A 20,601-nucleotide genomic window follows, 5' to 3' on the forward strand; every position below is an offset into this window, starting at 1 on the left:
TCAGCAGAATCCACAGTCTGCTCGGCTTGAGCAGTCACATGCGTTGGCATTCGTCGCCATGTCGACACGTCGACGGCGTGCCGCCTTGGGAACCTTTCTCCAGCTCCCTAGCGTCTTCCTCACCCGAGCGGTCAGGACGGCTGACCGCACCCGGAACGTCCGGACGGGCTCGAGCTGGAGGCGACTACCCATGGCGATCCGAGCGGACGCGGCCTCTGCCGTCGCGCGCCCGCACGACACCGACCCCGAGATGGGGGCGGCCGCGCTGCGGCTGGACCCGGCCAGGGCGCGTCAGCGCCCCCTGCCGGACCCCAAGCCGCTGACCCAGCACGGCCCCGCCCGCGTCATCGCGATGTGCAACCAGAAGGGTGGCGTCGGCAAGACGACGTCCACCATCAACCTGGGTGCGGCGCTGGTGGAGTTCGGCCGCAAGGTGCTGCTCATCGACCTCGACCCGCAGGGGGCGCTGTCGGTGGGGCTGGGCGTGCCGGCGCAGAACCTGGACCGGACCATCTACAACGTGCTGATGGAGCGGCGCACGAGCCTCCGGGACGTGCGGGTGCCCACGGACATCCCGGGCCTGGACCTGGTGCCGAGCAACATCGACCTCTCCGCCGCGGAGGTGCAGCTGGTCAGCGAGGTGGCGCGGGAGCAGACCCTGCTGCGCGTGCTCGCCGACGTGGTCGACGAGTACGACTACATCCTCATCGACTGCCAGCCCTCGCTCGGCCTGCTGACGGTGAACGCGCTCACCGCCGCCCAGGGCGTGGTGATCCCGCTGGAGTGCGAGTTCTTCTCCCTGCGCGGGGTGGCGCTGCTGGTCGACACGATCGACAAGGTCAAGGAGCGGCTCAACCCGTCGCTGGAGATCAACGGCATCCTCGCCACCATGTACGACTCCCGGACCGTGCACTGCCGGGAGGTGTTCAGCCGGGTCGTCGAGGCGTTCGGCGACACCGTGTTCCAGACCGTCATCCAGCGCACGGTGCGGTTCCCGGAGACCACGGTCGCCGGCCAGCCGATCACCACGTGGGCACCCACGTCGACGGGCGCTGCGGCGTACCGCGACCTCGCCAAGGAGGTGCTGGCCCTGTGACTCGGCGGCCCGTTCTGCCCGGTGCGTCGGAGCTGTTCCGCCGGACGGACGCCGCAGCGACGGCGTCCGAGGTCACCGAACTCCCCAGCCTGCCGACCCCGGCCAGCTCCCCGGCGCTGCGCAGCGCCGCCCGCCGGGTCGGGGAGTCGCCCGCCGAGGCGGCCGCGGCGCTGACCCTCGTCCCGGGCGGTGCGCAGCCCGGCGACGACCTGGCCGCCTTCCGCGCCGCGCCGGCCGAGCCGGCCCCGGCTCCGGTGCTGCAGCCGAAGATCGCCACCCGCGGGCGGCCCGCCCGCGGGCGGGCCGAGCGCACCAAGCACGACGAGAAGATCACCGTCTACATCTCCGCCGACGAGCTGCTGGCCCTGGAGTCCGCGCGGCTGACGCTGCGCGCCCACCACGGCCTCGCCGCGGACCGCGGCCGCATCGTCCGCGAGGCGGTGTCGGTGCTGCTGGCCGACCTGGCCGAGCGCGGGGACGACGCGATCCTCGTCCGTCGGCTGAAAGAGAAGTGAGAGGACCCTCCTGACTCCCGCCTCTCGCATGCTCGCGGCGGGTCCCCTGCGGGAGGGCCGCCTACGGTGGGTGCTCGTGAGCGACAGCACCGGAGCGGTTCCGCCGGCCGATCAGGCCGACGGGGCCGCTCCGGCGCGCTTCACGGTCCGGCTGACCAACTTCGAGGGCCCGTTCGACCTGCTGCTGCAGCTGATCGGCAAGCACAAGCTCGACGTCACCGAGATCGCGCTGTCGCGGGTCACCGACGAGTTCATCGCCCACCTGCGCGCGCTCGGCGACGAGCTGGACCTGGACCAGGCCAGCGAGTTCCTCGTCGTCGCCTCCACGCTGCTCGACCTGAAGGCCGCCCGCCTGCTGCCTGCTGCCGACGTCGACGACGAGGAGGACCTCGAGCTGCTGGAGGCGCGGGACCTGCTGTTCGCCCGGCTGCTGCAGTACAAGGCCTACAAGCAGGCGGCCGCGTTCCTGCGCGAGCGCGAGGCCGACGCCGCCCGCCGCCACCCGCGCGAGGCGGCGCTGGAGCCGCGGTTCGCCGAGCTCGTCCCCGAGGTGCTGCTGGACATCACGCCGGCGCAGTTCGCCGCGCTGGCCGCCCGGGCTCTCGCCCCCAAGGTGCCCGAGACGGTCAGCGTCGCGCACCTGCACGCGCCCCCGGTCAGCGTCTCCGAGCAGCTGCTGCTGGTGCGCAACCAGCTCGTGCGCGCGGGGACGTCGAGCTTCCGGGCGCTCACCGCCGACTGCGGGCACACCCTGGAGGTGGTGGCCCGCTTCCTCGCACTGCTCGAGCTGTACCGCCAGCAGCGGGTGGTGTTCGAGCAGCTCACGCCGCTGGGCGAGCTGCACGTGCGCTGGACCGGCGAGGGCGTGCCCGATCCGGCCGGCGCCCCGGCCCCCGACGCCGACGAGGAGTACCGGTGACCGACGACCGCACCGACCCAGACCCCGCCCCCATCTCCTGGGAGTCGCTCGCTGCCGAGCTGGCCGCCACCCGCGAGCAGGCGGCCGAGCGCGGGGATGCCGACCCGGCCGCCTGGGACGCCGTCGCGGCCGAGCTCGCCGCCCGCGTCGCCGAGCGCCCGGTGGAGGAGCTGCCGGTGCCGGCGGTGCCCGCCGAGGAGGCGGCGTCCCCGCCCGCGGCAACGCCCGCGCCCGCGCCCGAACCGGAGCCGGAGCCGGAAGCGGTGGTGCTGCTGGACCCGGTCGAGCTGCGCGGCGGGCTGGAGGCACTGCTGTTCGTCGTCGACGACCCCGTCGACGACGAGACGCTGGCCGCGGCGCTGCGCTGCCCGGTCGAGCAGGTCCGCCAGGGGCTGACGGAGCTGGCGGCGGCCTACGACGACCGCTCGGCCGGCATCAGCCTGCGCCGGGTGGGGGAGGGGTGGCGGCTCTACACCCGCGAGGAGCACGCCGCCGTCGTCGAGCGGTACCTCGGCGAGGGGCAGCGCAGTCGGCTCACCCAGGCCGCGCTGGAGACCCTCGCCGTGATCGCCTACCGGCAGCCGGTGACCCGGGCCCGGGTGTCGGCGATCCGCGGCGTCGGTGTCGACGGCGTGATGCGCACCCTCATCGGGCGCGGGCTGGTGTACGAGGTGGGCACCGATCCCGACAGCGGTGGGGGGCTGTACGCGACGACTCCGCTGTTCCTGGAACGGCTCGGGCTGGCGAGCCTGGCCGAGCTGCCCGAGCTCGCGCCGCTGCTGCCGGAGACCGCCACGGTGCTCGACGAGCACCTCGACGCCTGATCCGGTCGACCGGTGCCGCGCCTGGACCCCGGTCAGGCCCGGGGAGGGCGCGGGGGCACGAAGCAGGCGACCGAGGCCAGGAAGGTGACGATCCCGGCGCCGAGCACGATGCGCAGGGCGTCCTCGGACGCCACGGACGGCACCGAGCCGCTGCCGAACCAGAACGCGGCGAGGAGCAGCAGGGAGACCACCGCCAGCGGCGCCCCGATCCGCGCATCGCGCCGGCTGCCCGATCCGTCGCCCGGTGCCCGCAGGGACGCGAGGAGGACGACCAGCGCGATCCCCGACAGGGCGAGGGCCAGCAGGCCCGCGAGGCCGGCGCCGATGTTCGCCCCGTCGTCGGGGTCCCCGGTCGCGATGGCGACCGCGAACAGCGCCCACCCCGCCGTCGCCGTCGCGGCCACGACCAGGCCGACCTTGCGCGTGCTGCTCATGTGCGCATCCTGGGTCGGGCGGCCCGCGGCCACCAGTACCCCGATCGGGGTGTCACGGTGAGGTGGCGCACGCCGGGCGGAGCGCGGCGAGGCGGCCCGGGGGCGGGTGGGAGACTGGACGGCGATGAGCGACGCGACCCCGAACGACGAGAGCACGACCGCGGCCGGCGAGGGCTGGTCGGAGGACATGGAGCTGGCCCCGGCGCACCCCGGTGACCGCCCCGAGCCGGAGGAGCCGGGGGAGCGGCAGGGGGAGCGGCTGCAGAAGGTGCTGGCCCGCGCCGGGGTCGCGTCGCGCCGGGTGGTCGAGGAGATGATCGACGCCGGCCGGATCAGCGTGAACGGCCGGCAGGTGCGCGTGCAGGGCATGCGGGTCGACCCGCTCGAGGACAAGATCGCCGTGGACGGCGCGCGCCTGGAGATCCGCGACGACCGCGTCACGTACGCGATCAACAAGCCCGCCGGGGTCATCACCGCGATGAGCGACGATCGCGCCCGCCCCACGATCGGCGACATGGTGGGCGACCTGGCTCCCGGTCTGGTGCACGTGGGCCGCCTCGACCAGGACACCGAGGGCCTGCTGCTGGTCACCAACGACGGGGAGCTGGCCCACCGGCTCGCGCACCCGTCGTACGGCGTGCGCAAGACCTACCTGGCGCAGGTCTCGGGCTCGGTGCCGCGGGACCTGCACCGCCGGCTGCGCGCCGGGATCGACCTGGAGGACGGGCCGGTCACGGTCGACTCGTTCCGGGTCGTCGACACCCACGCGGGCCAGTCCGTGGTCGAGGTGGTGCTGCACGAGGGGCGCAAGCACATCGTCCGCCGGCTGCTCGCCGCCGTCGGCCTTCCGGTCTCGCGGCTGACCCGCACCGCCGTCGGGCCGGTCCAGCTCCAGCGGATGCGCAGCGGGTCGATCCGGAAGCTCTCCCGCGCGGAGGTCGGTGCGCTCGAGGAGCTCGTCGGGCTCTGACCGCGCCGCGGCGGCTCACAGCGCCGTGGCCAGCAGACCGAGGCCGAGGGTCGCCATCACGACGGCGATGCCGGCGTCGAGCACCCGCCAGGCGGCCGGCCGCGCGAACAGCGGCCGCAGCAGCCGGGCGCCGTACCCGAGGGCGCTGAACCAGAGCACGCTGCCGACGGCGGCGCCCGCGGCGAACCACCACCTCCGCCCACCGTGGCTGTCGGCCACCGACCCCAGCAGCAGCACCGTGTCCAGGTAGACGTGCGGGTTCAGCCAGGTCAGCGCCAGGCAGGTGGCCACGGTGGCCGCCAGACCGGTCCGGAGGCCCCCGGTCTCGACGGCGATCGACGACGGACGCACAGCACGCCGGGCGGCGAGCGCGGCATAGCCCAGCAGGAAGGCGGCGCCGGCGAGCCGGATGACGGTGATCGCGTCGGGGAGGCGGGCGCTGAGCCACGAGTTGCCGGCGACCCCGGCGAGGATGAGCACGGCGTCGGACACCGCGCAGAGCACGACGACCGCGCCGACGTGCTCGACGCGCAGCCCCTGCCGGAGGACGAAGGCGTTCTGCGCCCCGATCGCGACGATCAGCGAGAGGCCCAGCCCCAGCCCGGCCAGCGCGGCCAGCAGTCCCGTCGTCACGGACGCCACGCTAGGAGCGCCGATCGCCTGCAGTCCAGCTAAAGATCCTTCAGCCGCATTAGCATTGCTGTCCGTGGAGATCGATCTGGCCCAGCTGCGCACCCTGGTGGCGGTGGTCGACGAGGGCACCCTGGAGGCGGCGGCACGGCGGCTGCACGTCACGCCGTCCGCGGTGTCCCAGCGCCTGCGGGCGCTGGAGGAGGCCACCGGCCGGGTGCTGGTGCGGCGCGGGCGGCCGGCGACCGTCACGACCGCCGGCGAGCCGGTGCTGCGCCTCGCCCGCCAGGTCGGCCTGCTCGTCGCCGACACCGGCCGGCAGCTCGACCCGTCCGGGTCCGGGCCGCCCGTGGTGCCGCTCGCGGTGAACGCCGACTCGCTGGCCACCTGGGCGCTGCCGGCGCTCGCCCCGCTCGCCGCTGACCTGCGCCTCGACCTGCACAGCGCCGACCAGACGCACACCAGCACGCTGCTGCGGGCCGGCACGGTGATGGCCGCGGTCACCTCCGACGCCGAGCCGGTGGCCGGCTGCCGGGTGACGCCGCTCGGAACCATGCGGTACCTGCCGTGCGCGGCGCCGGCCTTCCTCGACCGCTGGTTCCCCGACGGCCCCCGCCCCGCGGCCCTGGCGCGGGCGCCGGTGGTCGTGTTCGACCGCCGGGACGACCTCCAGCACGTCTACCTGCGCCGCCACCTGCCGTCGACGGCGGACGTGCCGGTCCACTACGTGCCCTCGTCGGCGGACTACCTCACCGCCGTGACCCTGGGCTTCGGCTGGGGCATGCTGCCGGAGCTCCAGCTGGCGGCCACCCGGCCCGCAGGGGAGCGAGCGGTCGGGTCGTTCGACCTGGCGGGCGCCGTCGACGTGGCCCTGCACTGGCAGCAGTGGCGGCTGCACTCCGCACCGCTGGACCGGGCGGCCGGCGCACTGATCGGGGCCGCCCGCGCACGGTTGCGGCAGCCGGCGTGACCGGCCCCCGGCTCCCGCACCGCGCGGGGCCGGGGACCGGCGTCGTCAGGGAGTGCCGACCTGCACCGGCGTGGTGAGGACCCGGTCGGGCCCGACCTCGCGCACCGGACCGGTGAGCCGCACCCGGGCGCACAGCGGCAGGTCCTCGCTGGAGGTGCCCACCGCGAGCACCAGCTCGCCCGGCTCCACGATGCGGCGCAGGTCGCGCCCGGTGAACGACGCCCGGTCGGTGTGCACCGTGAACACCACCCGCGCCGACGTGCCGGCCGCGAGCTCCACGCGGGCGAAGCCGACCAGGCGGCGCACCGGCTGCACCACGCTCGCCACCGGGTCCGAGAGGTAGAGCTGCACCACCTCGGCGCCGTCCCGGTCCCCGGTGTTGGTGACGGTGCACGACAGGCGCACCGAGCCGTCGGTGGCCACCTCCGCCGGGGAGTCGCCGACGGCGACGTCGTCCAGCCGCAGGTCGCCCAGGGCGAAGCTGGTGTACGACAGGCCGAAACCGAACGGGAAGAGCGGGGTGGGGTCGGCGGAGCTGATGCCGCTGCTGCGCGCCAGCGCCGGGCTCAGGTACGTGGCCGGCGAACCGCCCGGCGTCCGCGCCACCTGGACCGGCAGCTTGCCGGACGGGTTGACCCGGCCGCTCAGCACGCCGGTGACCGCACCCGCCCCCTCCTCGCCGGGGAAGAAGGCCTGCACGACCGCGGCGGCCCGGCCGGCCACCTCGCCCAGCGCGTAGGGCCGCCCGCTCAGCAGCACCACGACCACCGGGGTGCCGGTCGACAGCAGCGCGTCGAGCAGCTCCGCCTGGGCGCCGGGGAGCCGCAGGTCCTCGGCGTCGCAGCCCTCACCCGAGGTGCCCCGGCCGAACAGGCCGGAGACGTCGCCGACGACGGCGATGCAGACGTCGGCGGCGGTGGCGACGCCGACGGCCTCGGCGATGCCGCTGCGGTCGGGCTCCTGCACCGGGCAGCCCGCCGCCGTGGTGACCGTGGCCTCGGGGTACTCGGTTCGGACCGCGTCCAGCAGGGTGGGCAGCTCGATGCCCAGCGGCACCTCGGGGTGCTGCACCCCGACGTGGTTGGGGAAGGCGTAGCACCCCATCAGCGACAGCACCTCGTCGGCGCAGGGCCCGACGACGGCGACCGACGACGGAGCCCGGAGCGGCAGCACGCCGGCGGTGTTGTCCAGCAGCACCACCGAGCGCTCGGCCATGGTGCGCGCCAGCGCCCGCATCTCCGGCGGGTCGAGGTCCAGCGTGCCGCCGTCCCGGAGCACCGCCGGCTCGGGGTCCCAGCCGGCGTCGAGCAGCCCGAGCTCGCCCTTCTGCCGCAGCACCCGCTCGACCGCCCGGTCGACCAGCGACTCGGGCACCGCACCGGTGCGCACCAGCTCGAGCAGCGGCTCGCCGTAGCAGCGCACGGTCGGCAGCTCGACGTCCACGCCGGCGGCCAGGGCCAGCGCGGCCGCCTCGCCGGGGGAACCGGCGACGCCCTGGGTCGCCTCCAGGAAGGAGACGCCGAAGTAGTCGGCGACGACGACGCCGTCGAAGCCGAGCGTGTCGCGCAGCAGGCCGGTGAGCAGCGCTTCGTCGGCGGCCGGTGGAACGCCGTCGACGGCGGCGTAGGAGTGCATCACCGAGCGGGCGCCACCCTCGCGCAGGGCCGTCTCGAACGGCGGCAGCACGACGTCGGCGAACTCCCGGGGACCCAGGTGGACGGGGGCGTGGTTGCGACCGGCGCCCGAGGCCGAGTACCCGGCGAAGTGCTTGAGCGTCGCGACGATGCCGGTGCTCTCCAGGCCGCGTGTGTACGCGCTGCCCAGGACGGCGACCAGGTAGGGGTCCTCGCCGATGGTCTCCTCGGTGCGTCCCCAGCGGTGGTCGAAGCTGACGTCGAGGACGGGGGAGAGGCCCTGGTGGACGCCGACCGAGCGCATCTGCGCCCCGATGGCGGCGGCCATCCGGGCCACCGAGTCGGGGTCGAATGCGGCGCCCCAGGCCAGGGGCACCGGGAAGACCGTGGCCTGCCAGGCGGTGAACCCGGCGAGGCACTCCTCGTGGGCCACGGCCGGGATGCCGAGCCGGGAGTTCGCGATCAGGTCCCGCTGGGTCTGGGCCAGCACGCGCGCCGCGGTGAGCGGTTCGACCGGGCCGGTGCCGAACATCCGCGTGAGCTGGCCGAGGCCGGCCTTGGTCAGCTCCTCCCACGGCGGCAGCGGCTCGCTGAACTCGTGCTGGTTGGGTGCGACGTCCTCGCCGTCGCCGATCGCCGTCCAGACGCCGTAGAGCTGGGCGACCTTCTCCTCCAGCGTCATGACCGCCATGAGGGCGCGGACCCGCTCGGGCAGGGGGCGGCCGGGGTCGGTCCAGTCGGCGGGCGGGGGGCCGGGGAGCGGGGTGGGCTCCGGGACGTCGGCGGCCGGGGGCTGGGTCAAGGAGGTGGCTCCAGGGGTGCGGTGAGTGGTCAGCGCGGGCGCGCTGCGGTGGAGGCGCGGGGGACCAGGTGGGTGGCCAGCTCCATGCGCTGGGTGTCCAGCTGCCCCCCGGTGATGAGGTCGTGCAGCATGCGGCCGGCCATCCGGCCCATGTCGGCCAGCGGCTGGCGCACGGTCGTCAGCGGGGGCGAGGACCAGCGCGCCATGGGCAGGTCGTCGAAGCCGACGACCGAGAGGTCGGCCGGCACCGAGAGGCCGGCCTGGCGGGCGGCTTCCAGGACGCCGAAGGCCTGCTCGTCGCTGCCGGCGAAGATCGCCGTCGGCGGGTCGGGCAGCTCGAGCAGCAGACGGGCCTGCTCGTAGCCGCCCTCGTGGTGGAAGTTGCCGTGCCGCACCAGGTCCGGGTCGACGCCGATGCCGGCGCGCTCCAGCGCCGCCCGGTAGCCGTCGATGCGGGCGCGGCTGCACAGGAACGCCTCCGGCCCACCGATCACCGCGATCCGCCGGTGGCCGAGCTCCACCAGGTGCTCGGTGGCGGCCAGCCCGCCGGCCCAGTTGGTCGCGCCGACGCTGGGCACGTCCTGGCCCGGCATGTCGACCGGGTCGATGACGACGACGGGCAGGTGCGAGCCGCCCAGCCGCCGCTGGTCGGCGGCGGTGAGCCGGGAGGTGACGACGAGCGCGCCCTGCCGCCCCCCGTTGATCAGGGCCTGCACCCAGTCGGCGCCGGGGTCGCGGGCGAGGGTGCCCACCACCACGTCCAGCCCGCTCTCGGTGATCCCGCGCAGGATCTCCACCGCCCAGGGGCTGTCCAGCGCGGTGAACACGACGTCCACCAGCGGGCGGGCCGGGCTCGCGGACCTGCGGGCCACGGGGACGTAGTTGTGCTCCTCGAGCAGGGCGAGGACGTGCGCCCGGGTGGCGGGGGAGACGTCCTGGCGGCCGTTCACCACCTTGGAGACCGTGGGCAGCGAGACGCCCGCCGCGGCCGCGATGCTGGCCAGCGTCGGCCGGCCGAGCTGAGGTGTCGCCACTGCCGTCCTCCTGAGGGTGAGCGCCGGGGGCCGAACCCGCCGGACCTGCGCCGGCGGTACCCGCCCAGTGGTGCGCATCACTGTGACAGGAGCGGCGATGGTATCGAAAGTTTCGGAGCGGCGGTAGCCCGCGCGGGTGGCTCGGACGCTAGCCCGTCGTCCTCCGCGGCGCCACCGGGGCTGCTGGCGAGGGTTCATAACGCCGCGGTGACGGCCCCGTTGACACCCTTCGTGACGCGGCTTACATTCTCGCAACTGCTCGAAACTTTCGGTTTTCAACGACGAAACAGGAAGGTGGCGGTGGGATGTCCCTCCGGCGTCTGACCCGCGTGGCCACTCAGGCCGGCGCTCTGGTCCTGGCAGGCACGCTGGTCGCGGCCTGCGGCTCCTCCGGTCCCGGTGGAGGGGGTGGCGAGGGCGGCACCGGCCAGGTGTGGGCCCTCGAGGACGCGGCCCTCAACCCGATCGAGGAAGCGTCGATCGAACGCTTCAACGAGAACTCCGACGCCGGCGAGCTGGAGCTCGCCACGTTCGGCAACGACCCCTACAAGCAGCGGCTGCGGGTCGCCCTCGGCTCGCCCAACGCCCCGGACCTCTTCTTCAACTGGGGCGGCGGCAACCTGAAGGAGTACGTCGACGCCGGCCAGGTCGAGGACCTCACCGGGCTGCTGGACGACGACCCCGAGCTGCGGGACGCCTTCCTGCCCAGCGTGCTCGCCGGTGCCGAGCTCGACGGGAAGAACTACGGCCTGCCGATGCGCGGCATGCAGCCGGTGATGCTCTTCTACAACAACGCCGTGCTCGAGTCCGCCGGTGTCCAGGTGCCCCAGACCTGGGACGAGCTGCTCGCCGCCGTGGACACGCTCAAGGCCGCGGGCGTCACGCCCATCGCCCTGGCCGGAACCCAGGCGTGGACCGAGCTCATGTGGATCGAGTACATCCTCGACCGCGTCGGCGGCCCGGAGGTCTTCCAGGCCATCCGGGACGGCGAGGAGGGCGCCTGGGAGCACCCGGCCGTCCTCGAATCGCTCACGATGCTGCGCGAGCTCATCGACCGCGGCGCCTTCGGCGAGGACTTCGCCTCGGTCGGCTACGACGTGGGTGGCGCGTCCACGATCCTGGCCCAGGGCGACGCCGGCTTCCACCTCATGGGCTCGTGGGAGTACACCAACCAGCTCAACGACAGCCCCGAGTTCGTCGAGGCCGGTGACCTGGGGTGGGCCACCTTCCCGGCGATCGAGGGCGGTGCCGGTGACCCGTCGAACCTGGTGGGCAACGTGTCGAACTTCTACTCGCTGACCAGCTCCTCGGAGCACAAGGAGGCCGCCCGCGAGTACCTGCGGACGGAGCTCACCTCGGACGAGTACATCACCGACCTCATCGAGGCCGGTGACGTGCCGCCGGTGCAGGGCATCCGCGACCAGCTGGCGGAGACCGAGAACGGCGACTACGCGACGTTCATCTACGACGCGACGGCCGAGGCGGACAACTTCCAGCTGTCCTGGGACCAGGACCTGCCGGCCGACGAGGCCACCGAGATGCTGACCCAGCTGGAGCAGTTCTTCCTCGGCAACCAGACGCCGCAGGGCTTCGTCGACGCGATGTCGGGCGTCTGACCCGGCCTCGGCCCGGCACCGCACCATGCACGACACGGCACAGCGCACCAGGACAGGGGCACCACGGATGGCGATCACCCGGCAGGACCGGCCCTCGGGCTGGTACCTCGCACCGGCGGTCACGTTCTTCGGGGCGTTCGCCGTGCTGCCCATGGTCCTGGTCGTCTACCTCAGCTTCACGTCCTGGAACGGCTTCGGGTTCCCCGAGCTCTCCGGGACGCAGAACTGGACGCGCCTGGTCGAGGACGGCCGGGCGTGGGCCTCGCTGCGGCTGACGCTGCTGTTCATGGTGCTGACCTGGGTCGTCCAGACCCCGATCGCGATGCTGATCGGGGTCTGGGCGGCCGGGCGCCAGCGCAACCGGGCCGTCCTGAGCTCGATCTTCTTCCTGCCGCTGCTGCTGTCCACGGCGGCGATCGCCCTGCTGTGGGCCGCGGTCCTGGACCCGAACTTCGGCGTCACCCAGGGGCTGCCGCTGCTGGACCGGTTCAACTTCCTGGGCGACACCGACCTCGTCGTCTACACCGTGGTCTGGGTGATCAGCTGGCAGTACATCCCGTTCCACACGCTGCTGTACCAAGCCGCCGCCCGCCAGGTGCCGCAGAGCCTCTACGAGGCCGCCACCCTCGACGGCGCGGGTCGCTACCGGCAGTTCTTCACCATCACCCTGCCGCTGCTGAAGTACACCGTCGTCACCTCGACGGTCCTCATGCTCGTCGGCTCGGTGACCACGTTCGACACCATCCTGATCCTCACCGGCGGCGGGCCCGGGACGGCGACGCGCATCCTGCCGCTGCACATGTACATCACCGGGTTCAGCGGGTTCGAGTTCGGCTACGCCAGCGCCATCGCGGTGCTGCTGCTGGTCCTGGGCGCGGGCCTGTCGCTCGCCGTCACCACGGCGACCGGCTTCCGCAAGATGCAGAGCCAGCAGGAGGGCATGTGAGCGACCGGGCGCCGCTGGGCGGCGACGACATGACGGGCGGCCGCTCGGGTGCGGTGGGCGTGCGGACAGCGGAGGCGCCGCCCTCGCCGATCGCACCGGTGCCGGAGGTGCCCGAGCGCCAGCGGCGGCGGATCCGGAACCGGCGGCGGGCCCACGGCCGCCCCAACGTCCTCGCCGGGCTGCTCGCGACCGTCTGGCTGGCGCTCGTCGCCGTCCCGCTCTACTTCCTGGTCGCCGCCAGCTTCCGGACCCGGTCGGACTACCTGTCGGACAACCCGCTGGCCCTGCCACCGGCCCCGACGCTGGAGAACTACCAGACCGTCCTCTCCGGAGACTTCCCGACGTACCTGCTGAACACGGTGGTCGTCACGGTGGCCACCATCGCCATCGTCGTCGGGCTGACGCTCCCGGCCGGCTACGCCGTGGCCCGCAACGCCGGGCGCGTGGTGCAGCGGGGCTTCTCGCTCATGCTCGTCGGGCTGGCGATCCCCGCGCAGGCCGCGATCATCCCCGTGTACCTGATGATCACCCAGCTGCGCCTGTACGACACCCTGCTCGCGGTCATCCTGCCGACGGCGGCCTTCGCGATGCCGGTGGCCCTGCTGGTGATGACCAACAGCCTGCGCGACATCCCCAAGGAGCTGTACGAGGCGCAGACCCTCGACGGCGCCGGGCCGTTCCAGGCGCTGCGCCACCTCGTCCTCCCGCTGGCCAAGCCGGCGATCACCACGGTGGCCGTGTTCACCTCGCTCACCGCGTGGAACGGCTTCCTCTTCCCTCTCGTCCTCACCCAGTCGGTGAGCACGCGGGTGCTGACCCTGGGCCTGTGGGACTACCAGGGCCAGTTCGGCACCAACGTCCCCGCTCTCCTGGCAGCGGTGACGCTGTCGGTCGTCCCCATCTTCGTCCTGTACCTGGTCGGCCGCCGCTACCTGCTGAGCGGCCTGACCGCCGGCGCGGGCAAGTAGCCCGGCCGCCGCTCGCGAGAGGAAACCCATGGCCTCGGTCACCTACGAGCACACCAGCTGCGTCTACGGCGGCGCCGAACGACCCGCGGTGGACGGCCTGGAGCTGCAGATCGAGGACGGCGAGTTCCTGGTCCTGGTCGGCCCGTCGGGCTGCGGCAAGTCGACGTCGCTGCGGATGCTCGCCGGTCTCGAGGACGTCACCGACGGCCGGATCCTCATCGGCGACCGCGACGTCACCGACGTGCCGCCCAAGGACCGCGACATCGCGATGGTGTTCCAGAACTACGCGCTGTACCCGCACATGACGGTCGCGGACAACATGGGCTTCGCGCTCAAGATGGCGGGCCAGGGGAAGGCCGAGATCGCCGAACGGGTGCGGGAGGCGGCGAAGCTGCTGGACCTGGAGCCGTACCTCGACCGCCGGCCCAAGGCGCTGTCGGGCGGGCAGCGGCAGCGGGTGGCGATGGGGCGGGCGATCGTCCGGCAGCCGCAGGTGTTCCTCATGGACGAGCCGCTGTCCAATCTCGACGCGAAGCTGCGCGTGCAGACCCGCACCCAGATCGCCGCTCTGCAGCGGCGGCTGGGCATCACCACCGTCTACGTCACCCACGACCAGACCGAGGCGATGACGATGGGCGACCGGGTGGCGGTGCTCAAGGACGGGCTGCTCATGCAGGTGGGCCGGCCGCGCGACCTCTACGACCGGCCGGCCAACGTCTTCGTGGCCGGGTTCATCGGCTCGCCCGCGATGAACCTGTTCACGCTGCCGGTGGTCGACGGTGGTGTGTCCTTCGGCGACGAGGTTCACCCGGTGGGCCGGGAGGTGCTCGGCGGGACATCGGACGCGGTGGTGACCCTGGGGGTCCGGCCGGAGGACCTGGAGGTGGCCCGGTCCGGGCTCGCGGTCGAGGTCGACGTCGTCGAGGAGCTCGGCGCCGACGCCTACGTCTACGGCCGGACGACCGCCGGGGACGAGGAGCAGCTGCTCTGCGCCCGCGTCGACGGGCGCACCCCGCCGCGGAAGGGCGAGCTGCTGCACGTGCGCCCCCGCCCCGGCCACGTGCACCTGTTCGACAGGAGCACCGGCGCCCGGCTGGGCGGCTGAGACCCCCGGCCCGGCGGCCCGGACGCGGGTCGTCGGGCCGGGCCCGCCGCGCGCGGGGGAGAAGGGGTGGCGGGCGCTCCCTAGACTCGTGGGGTCCCCGGGAGGCGGGGGAACGCGAGCGAGGAGAGTGCATGGCCGTCCGAGCCATCCGGGGCGCGACCCAGGTCGAGGCCGACGACCGGGAGCAGGTGCTCGAGGCGACCCGCGAGCTGGTGGCCGCCGTCCTCGACCGCAACGAGCTCGAGCACGAAGACGTGATCAGCATCCTGTTCACCGCCACCCCCGACCTCGTCTCGGAGTTCCCGGCGCTGGCTGCCCGCGAGCTCGGCATGGGGGGCGTGCCGCTCATGTGCGCCACCGAGATCGCCGTGCCCCACGCCCTGCCACGCGTGCTCCGTCTCATGGCGCACGTCGAGACGCCGAAGCCGCGGGCGGAGATCCAGCACGTCTACCTGCGCGGCGCCGTGGCGCTGCGGCGGGACATCGCGCAGTGAGCGGGCCCGGCGACCGCGATCCCATGCACGAGCAGGCCCCATGACCGAGCAGGAGCACATGACCACCCCCCAGACCCCCTTCCGCGGGTCGGTGACCCTCGACGGCCCGTCGGGGACCGGCAAGTCCAGCGTCGCCCGTGGCGTCGCCGCCCGGCTGGGCGCTGCCTACCTCGACACCGGCGCGATGTACCGCGCGGCCACCGTCGCCGTGCTCGACGCCGGGATCGATCCCGACGACGCCGAGGCCGTGGCCCGCACCGTCGCCGAGGCGCGGATCGTCGTCGGCACCGAAGCCGGGACGGAGCGGGTCGAGGTCGGCGGTGCCGACGTCGCCGCGCGCATCCGCGGCGCCGAGGTGACCCGGACGGTGTCGGCGGTCTCCGCCGTGCCCGCCGTCCGCCGGCAGCTGGTCGACCAGCAGCGGGCACTGGTGGCCGGGGCCGACGCCGTGGTGGTCGAGGGCCGCGACATCGGCACCGTCGTCCTGCCCGACGCCACGCTGAAGATCTACCTGACGGCCGCACCCGAGGTGCGCGCGCAGCGGCGCGCGGGGCAGCTGGGCGTCACCGACCCGGCGGAGATCGCGGCGCTCGCCGCCGACCTGCGCCGCCGCGACGAGTACGACAGCAGCCGGGCCGACAGCCCGCTGCGCCCGGCGGCCGACGCCGTCGTCGTCGACAGCAGCGAGCTCTCCCAGGCCCAGGTCGTCGACCGCATCGTGGCGCTGGCCGAGTCCGCTGTCGCCGTGGGGCAGCGGTCGTGACCGAGCAGCAGGGCGCGCCGCTCCCGGTGGTGGCCATCGTCGGCCGGCCCAACGTGGGCAAGTCGACGCTGGTCAACCGGGTCCTCGGCCGGCGCGCCGCCGTCGTGCAGGACACCCCGGGCGTGACCCGGGACCGCATCGCCTACGAGGCGCTGTGGAACGGCAAGCGGTTCACCGTGGTGGACACCGGTGGCTGGGATCCGAAGGCCGCCGGCCTGGGGGCCTCGATCACCCGGCAGGCCGAGTACGCCATGAGGACCGCCGACGTCATCGTCCTCGTGGTCGACAGCCAGGTGGGCGCCACCGAGACCGACCTGGCGGCCGCCCGCGTGCTCCGGCGCAGCGACCGCCCGGTGATCCTGGTGGCGAACAAGGTCGACGACGAGCGCAGCGAGGCCAACGCCGCCGAGCTGTGGAGCCTGGGCGTGGGGGAGCCGCAGGCGGTCAGCGCGCTGCACGGCCGGGCCAGCGGCGACCTGCTCGACCTGATCCTCGACGCGCTGCCCGAGGCGCCGCGCGAGCAGGACGAGGAGGGCGGGCCGCGCCGCGTGGCGCTGGTCGGCCGGCCCAACGTCGGCAAGTCCAGCCTGATCAACCGACTGGCCAAGGAGGAGCGCTCGGTCGTCGACTCCGTCGCCGGGACCACGGTCGACCCGGTCGACTCGATCGTCACGCTCGGTGGCGAGGAGTGGCGGTTCGTCGACACCGCGGGGCTGCGCCGGAAGGTCAACACCGCCAGCGGCATGGAGTACTACGCCAGCCTCCGCACCGAGGCGGCGATCCAGGCGGCCGAGGTCGCCGTCGTGCTGCTCGCCGCCGACGAGGTGATCAGCGAGCAGGACCAGCGGGTGATCAGCCAGGTCGTCGAGGCCGGCCGGGCGCTGGTCATCGCGATCAACAAGTGGGACACCCTCGACGAGGACCGGCACTACCAGCTGGAGCGCGAGATCGAGCGCGAGCTCGCCCGGGTCAAGTGGGCCACGCGGGTCAACATCTCCGCAGCCACCGGCCGCGGCGTCAGCAAGCTCGCCGACCACCTGCGGGCCGCCCTGGCCTCCTGGGAGACCCGGGTGCCCACGGCCGAGCTCAACACTTTCGTGCGGGCGCTGGTGCAGGAGACCCCGCCGCCGGCGCGCGGCGGCCGGGCGCCCAAGATCAAGTACGTCACGCAGGCCGACATCCGGCCCCCGCGGTTCGTCGTCTTCTCCACCGGCTTCCTGGAGGCCGGCTACCGCCGGTTCCTGGAGCGCAAGCTGCGTGAGCAGTTCGGCTTCCACGGCACGCCCATCGAGATCTCGGTCAAGGTGCGCGAGGGCCGGGACAAGGACGGCAAGCGCGGCTGACCACCGTCAGGTCGCCGGAGGGGTGTGCGGTAACCTTCTCGGGCGGTCGTCGCGCGGCCCGGGACCTCCCGGGAGGCGGGCGGCACGCGGGCTGTAGCGCAGCTTGGTAGCGCACCTGACTGGGGGTCAGGGGGTCGCAGGTTCAAATCCTGTCAGCCCGACAGTGTGATGTCTCCGGACATCGGCATAGCCCGGACCCACGATTCTTGGGTCCGGGCTAGTGCTTCCGCGGGGCTGGGCCGGGTGGGCGGCCGGTGGGCTGGTAGTCCCGACTCGAGTCGATGGTTGGCTCGCGGACAGTCCGCTGCTTGGGGCGCCGAGGCTGTAGACCGGCAAGTCGTGTGGCTCCGCTTACGGCGGCGGTAGCTGGTCGACGCGGTCGGTGCGGATTGGGGTGGGTGCGCCCCGCCGGCCGTCCGCCACGGCGTGACCTCGGGCGGGGTGACAGCCGAGACGCTCCAGGCGCGAGCGGTGCGGCCGGCGTTGCTCATGGGCCGCTGGGGGTCTGGCGACCTGTATCGACAGTGATCGACCGCTGGTGAGCTGATCGCTCCATCGTCGGGGACGACCTTCACCGCCTTCCCGGGCGTTCCCGGGACCGACACGTTCCTCGCCCAGGCATCGGTGAGGCGGGCGCGGTACAGCAACAGCAGTGTCAGTGATCAACCGTATGGTCCGGGCGTGGCGCACAACCGGTCCTACTCCGACGAACAGCTTCGTCACGCGATCGCCAACTCGAACTCTTGGCGAGGATTGCTGCGGCAGCTTGGCCTGGTCGCGACATCTGCTGGAGCCATGCGCTCCGTTCGTTCGCACGCCGATCGTCTCGGCGCCGATTACAGCCACTTCACGGGGCAGCGACGGTGGACCGAAGGCGAACTCCGCGCGGCTATAGACGCCGCCAGCACGTGGTCGGAGGTGGCCGAACACTTGGAAGTTGACAACGTCTCCGGTATCGCAGCGTTGAAGGGGCACGCGGCTCGGCTGAAGGCGAGTTGCGAGCACCTGACGGGGCAGCCGACTTCGGAGGAACGCAGCATCCGTCCGGACATCGCCCATCTCGGTCGCGCTGGCTCGCTCCTCGCTGCGTCCTGGTTCACCCTGTGCGGTCACGAAGTCTCCTGGCCGCTCGAAGCCAGCCGTTACGACCTGCTGGTCCGCACCGATGAGGGGATCCGCCGTGTCCAGGTGAAGACCACTACGGCGCGGGCCGGGGGCACCTGGAAGGTCTATCTCTCAACCTCTCGCCGGGAACGAAGAACGTACGACCCTGACGAGATCGACGACTTCTTCATCATCGACGGTTCGCTCGTGTGCTATTTGATCCCAGTCGCGGCGGTCGGTGGTTTGCATGCCATTCATCTTCGGGGCTATATGCGCAATACCGACTGGCGCAGATGGATACGGCTGCCCGTGCTTGATCACGCATTTGTCGGCCGACGGTGACGCGGTGAAGCCTCCTCGTGTCGCAGTGAGGCGCCCCTTCGATCGGTTCAGTAACGCGGCTTGGACGTCGGCGGACAGGGTGACGCGTTGACTACGGAGGTGCCGTCAAGCGCGGCCACTGACGCCCCCCCGCAGGCCCCAGGGGCCAGGGGTCGCAGGAGGTTCAGATTATGTCAGCACAACAGAGAAGGTCAGAGGCGGTTTCGAAGCGTCCGAATCGGCCCCTGACGGCTTCCCCGAGGTGGATGGACACCACCGTGTGGCACTCATGCCCCGCCCTACCGCTGGAAAATGCGACTAGCTTCCGCGAGGTGTGCGGCAGCCGCCGGTGAGAAGCCTCTTCGCGAAGGACGTCTTCCACCTGGACCGCATCGGCCTGGGTTTCGGTGCCGTGCAGCTACCGACTCCCCACCGCCGTCGGACGCTGGAAAGGTGATGCGCCGGTGCGCGTGCCGACCCCGGTTGCCGCGCACGCGAGCGGAAGGAGCCCCTGTGCTGATGGAGGTCTCGGAGGACGTGCTGATCCACCGGAGCGAGTTGCTACAGGACAACGGTGGTCGTGCGGGGACCGGCGGCGTGCTGCTCGTCGATCCCGGTCGGATGGGTGTGGAGATGGACTGCTTGGCCGAGGACCTCTCCGGCTGGACCAGCGCGTCGTGGCCGGCTTCGCGACGCACCCCGACTGGGACCACCCGCTCTAGCAGCCCGCGCTCGGTGACGCTCCTCGCTTCGGGACGGCCATCGCGGAGTTGCTCCGGGCGCGCCGGCCGGGATGATCGTCGAGTGAGGTCTGTCCATGCCGAGTGAACGCTTCACCGGGCTGGCTGCGGTGCTCGACGCCCTCCGCGCCGCGGCCGGCACGACCCAGCCGGCGCTGGTCGAGCAGGTGGGGCTCGGTCGCAGCGTGGTCGCCGAGCGGGTGGCCGAGTTGGAGGCTGCGGGTCTGGTCGCGTCCGACGGGCTCGGCCCGTCCACCGGTGGGCGTGCGCCGCGCCGGCTGCGGCTCCGCGCGGAGGCCGGGTTCGTCCTCGGCGTCGACATCGCGTCCAACGAACTCGTCGTGGGGGTCGCCGATCTCGCCGGGGTCATCCGCGCCACGGCTCAGGAGCACATCGACGTCACCCGCGGGTGGGAGGCCGTCCTTCCGACCGTTGAGGCGATCGCCGGGGCGGTGATCGGCGAGGCGGGCGCGCAGGGGAAGGTCTGGTCCGTGGCGCTGGGCATGCCGGAGCCGGTGGCCTTCGACGGCGGAACGCCCGTCGCGCTGCCCACCATGCCGGCCTGGGACGGCATTGCCGTGCGCCGGCGGCTCACGTCGACCTGGTCGGCCCCGGTGTGGATGGACGACCGGGTCAACCTGCTCGCCCTCGGCGAGCGCCGGGTCAATCCCGTGGCGGCCCGGTCGCCGCACATGCTCTACCTGGGTGGAGGCACCGGCATCGGCGCCGCCGTGGTGGTCGACGGCCGGCTGTACCGGGGCGCGCGAGGGCTGGCCGGCGCAATCGGGCACGTTCCCGTTCCTGAGGCCGGGGAGGCGCTGTGCCGGTGCGGCAACGTCGGCTGCCTCGAGGCCGTCGTCGGTGGGGCTGCGCTCTCCCGCGACGCCCGGCTGCTCGCCGAGACGGGTCAGAGCCCGGCGCTGGCGGCGATCTTGACCGAGACCCGGGTACTCCGCCCGCTCGACATCACGCGTGCCGCGGAGCAGGGGGATCCGGCGGCCCGGGCGCTGCTAAACCGAGCGGCCACGGTCATCGGACGTGTCCTCGCTACCCTGGTCAGCGCCTACAACCCCGAGCTGGTCGTGGTGGGCGGCGGCATCGCACGGGCCCGCGCCCACGTGCTCGCCGCGATCCGGGAGGCGATCTACCGGCATGCGCTCCCCGCAGCGACGCGCGACCTGCGGGTCGACCTGTCTGCCGTGGACGAGGAGATCGCAGGCGTCACCGGAGCGGTGCAGTTCGCCCTCGACCAGGTCTTCTCCCGGGAGCACCTGCCCGCGCTGCTGGCCGCACGGGCGGGGACAGACGGTGAAGCCGGCCTCTCCGCCTGACGTCTCGACGGTCCTCCGCCGGGATGGTGCGCCACTTCTGTC

Annotated in this window: 19 protein-coding genes and 1 tRNA gene; 16 read left to right on the forward strand and 4 right to left on the reverse strand. The window is 73.2% G+C overall.

Features of this window, described 5'->3' with window-relative positions:
• The first annotated feature begins 190 nt into the window (after nucleotides 1-190).
• From ACI8AP_RS18150 to scpB, 4 genes are all read left to right on the forward strand, one after another.
• Complete coding sequence (locus ACI8AP_RS18150) at nucleotides 191-1,096, forward strand: ParA family protein (RefSeq protein WP_456590763.1); 906 nt, start codon at nucleotides 191-193, stop codon at nucleotides 1,094-1,096.
• On the forward strand, nucleotides 1,093-1,611 hold the full coding sequence (locus tag ACI8AP_RS18155) for a hypothetical protein (protein ID WP_456590764.1): 519 nt from the start codon (nucleotides 1,093-1,095) through the stop codon (nucleotides 1,609-1,611). Before ACI8AP_RS18150 ends, ACI8AP_RS18155 begins: the two co-directional genes overlap by 4 nt.
• Before the next feature lie 76 nt (nucleotides 1,612-1,687).
• Complete coding sequence (locus ACI8AP_RS18160; protein WP_456590765.1) at nucleotides 1,688-2,530, forward strand: segregation and condensation protein A; 843 nt, start codon at nucleotides 1,688-1,690, stop codon at nucleotides 2,528-2,530.
• The gene (gene scpB / locus ACI8AP_RS18165; RefSeq protein WP_456590766.1) at nucleotides 2,527-3,354 is read left to right on the forward strand and encodes an SMC-Scp complex subunit ScpB; all 828 of its coding nucleotides are present in this window, start codon (nucleotides 2,527-2,529) and stop codon (nucleotides 3,352-3,354) included. The genes ACI8AP_RS18160 and scpB overlap by 4 nt, the downstream gene beginning before the upstream one ends.
• Nucleotides 3,355-3,386: 32 nt before the next feature.
• Here the strand turns inward: scpB and ACI8AP_RS18170 are convergent, their stop codons facing one another.
• Nucleotides 3,387-3,788, reverse strand: coding sequence for a hypothetical protein (locus ACI8AP_RS18170; protein WP_456590767.1), 402 nt, complete (start codon nucleotides 3,786-3,788; stop codon nucleotides 3,387-3,389).
• A 124-nt stretch (nucleotides 3,789-3,912) separates the two neighbouring features.
• Between ACI8AP_RS18170 and ACI8AP_RS18175 the strand changes: the two genes are divergently transcribed.
• On the forward strand, nucleotides 3,913-4,758 hold the full coding sequence (locus ACI8AP_RS18175) for a pseudouridine synthase (protein WP_456590768.1): 846 nt from the start codon (nucleotides 3,913-3,915) through the stop codon (nucleotides 4,756-4,758).
• 15 nt (nucleotides 4,759-4,773) lie between these two features.
• On the opposite strand, the gene ACI8AP_RS18180 is transcribed toward ACI8AP_RS18175, so the two are convergent.
• Complete coding sequence (locus ACI8AP_RS18180; protein ID WP_456590769.1) at nucleotides 4,774-5,391, reverse strand: LysE/ArgO family amino acid transporter; 618 nt, start codon at nucleotides 5,389-5,391, stop codon at nucleotides 4,774-4,776.
• Between the two features lie 73 nt (nucleotides 5,392-5,464).
• On the opposite strand from ACI8AP_RS18180, the gene ACI8AP_RS18185 reads away from it, so the two are divergent.
• The gene (locus tag ACI8AP_RS18185) at nucleotides 5,465-6,358 is read left to right on the forward strand and encodes a LysR family transcriptional regulator ArgP (protein WP_456590770.1); all 894 of its coding nucleotides are present in this window, start codon (nucleotides 5,465-5,467) and stop codon (nucleotides 6,356-6,358) included.
• A gap of 45 nt (nucleotides 6,359-6,403) precedes the next feature.
• Here the strand turns inward: ACI8AP_RS18185 and ACI8AP_RS18190 are convergent, their stop codons facing one another.
• Together ACI8AP_RS18190 and ACI8AP_RS18195 are read right to left on the reverse strand one after the other, a co-directional pair.
• On the reverse strand, nucleotides 6,404-8,794 hold the full coding sequence (locus tag ACI8AP_RS18190; protein WP_456590771.1) for a beta-xylosidase/alpha-l-arabinosidase: 2,391 nt from the start codon (nucleotides 8,792-8,794) through the stop codon (nucleotides 6,404-6,406).
• A 29-nt stretch (nucleotides 8,795-8,823) separates the two neighbouring features.
• Nucleotides 8,824-9,828, reverse strand: coding sequence for a LacI family DNA-binding transcriptional regulator (locus ACI8AP_RS18195; protein WP_456590772.1), 1,005 nt, complete (start codon nucleotides 9,826-9,828; stop codon nucleotides 8,824-8,826).
• Between the two features lie 305 nt (nucleotides 9,829-10,133).
• Between ACI8AP_RS18195 and ACI8AP_RS18200 the strand changes: the two genes are divergently transcribed.
• From ACI8AP_RS18200 to ACI8AP_RS18245, 10 genes are all read left to right on the forward strand, one after another.
• The gene (locus tag ACI8AP_RS18200) at nucleotides 10,134-11,444 is read left to right on the forward strand and encodes an ABC transporter substrate-binding protein (protein ID WP_456590773.1); all 1,311 of its coding nucleotides are present in this window, start codon (nucleotides 10,134-10,136) and stop codon (nucleotides 11,442-11,444) included.
• Between the two features lie 67 nt (nucleotides 11,445-11,511).
• Nucleotides 11,512-12,390 (forward strand): carbohydrate ABC transporter permease, encoded by an 879-nt coding sequence (locus ACI8AP_RS18205; protein ID WP_456590774.1) that lies wholly within the window; start codon nucleotides 11,512-11,514, stop codon nucleotides 12,388-12,390.
• Nucleotides 12,387-13,358, forward strand: a complete 972-nt coding sequence (locus tag ACI8AP_RS18210) for a carbohydrate ABC transporter permease (protein ID WP_456590775.1) — start codon at nucleotides 12,387-12,389, stop codon at nucleotides 13,356-13,358. Before ACI8AP_RS18205 ends, ACI8AP_RS18210 begins: the two co-directional genes overlap by 4 nt.
• 28 nt (nucleotides 13,359-13,386) lie before the next feature.
• A complete protein-coding gene (locus ACI8AP_RS18215) occupies nucleotides 13,387-14,463 on the forward strand; it encodes an ABC transporter ATP-binding protein (RefSeq protein ID WP_456590776.1) in 1,077 nt (358 codons plus the stop codon).
• 131 nt (nucleotides 14,464-14,594) lie between these two features.
• Nucleotides 14,595-14,957 carry a chorismate mutase gene (aroH, locus tag ACI8AP_RS18220; protein ID WP_456590777.1) on the forward strand — a complete coding sequence of 121 codons (363 nt, stop codon included), beginning with the start codon at nucleotides 14,595-14,597 and terminating at the stop codon, nucleotides 14,955-14,957.
• Nucleotides 14,958-14,997: 40 nt separating this feature from the next.
• Entirely contained in the window at nucleotides 14,998-15,720 is a 723-nt protein-coding gene (gene cmk / locus ACI8AP_RS18225) for a (d)CMP kinase (protein WP_456590778.1), read from the forward strand.
• Nucleotides 15,717-17,063: a ribosome biogenesis GTPase Der gene (gene der, locus ACI8AP_RS18230; RefSeq protein ID WP_456590779.1), complete on the forward strand. Its 1,347-nt coding sequence runs from the start codon at nucleotides 15,717-15,719 to the stop codon at nucleotides 17,061-17,063. The genes cmk and der overlap by 4 nt, the downstream gene beginning before the upstream one ends.
• An 87-nt stretch (nucleotides 17,064-17,150) precedes the next feature.
• A tRNA-Pro gene (locus tag ACI8AP_RS18235) sits at nucleotides 17,151-17,224 on the forward strand.
• Between the two features lie 520 nt (nucleotides 17,225-17,744).
• Nucleotides 17,745-18,509, forward strand: a complete 765-nt coding sequence (locus ACI8AP_RS18240) for a group I intron-associated PD-(D/E)XK endonuclease (protein WP_456590780.1) — start codon at nucleotides 17,745-17,747, stop codon at nucleotides 18,507-18,509.
• Nucleotides 18,510-19,305: 796 nt separating this feature from the next.
• Complete coding sequence (locus ACI8AP_RS18245; protein WP_456590781.1) at nucleotides 19,306-20,559, forward strand: ROK family transcriptional regulator; 1,254 nt, start codon at nucleotides 19,306-19,308, stop codon at nucleotides 20,557-20,559.
• Nucleotides 20,560-20,601 lie beyond the last annotated feature (42 nt).

It is taken from the genome of Blastococcus sp. SYSU DS1021, from assembly GCF_054050995.1.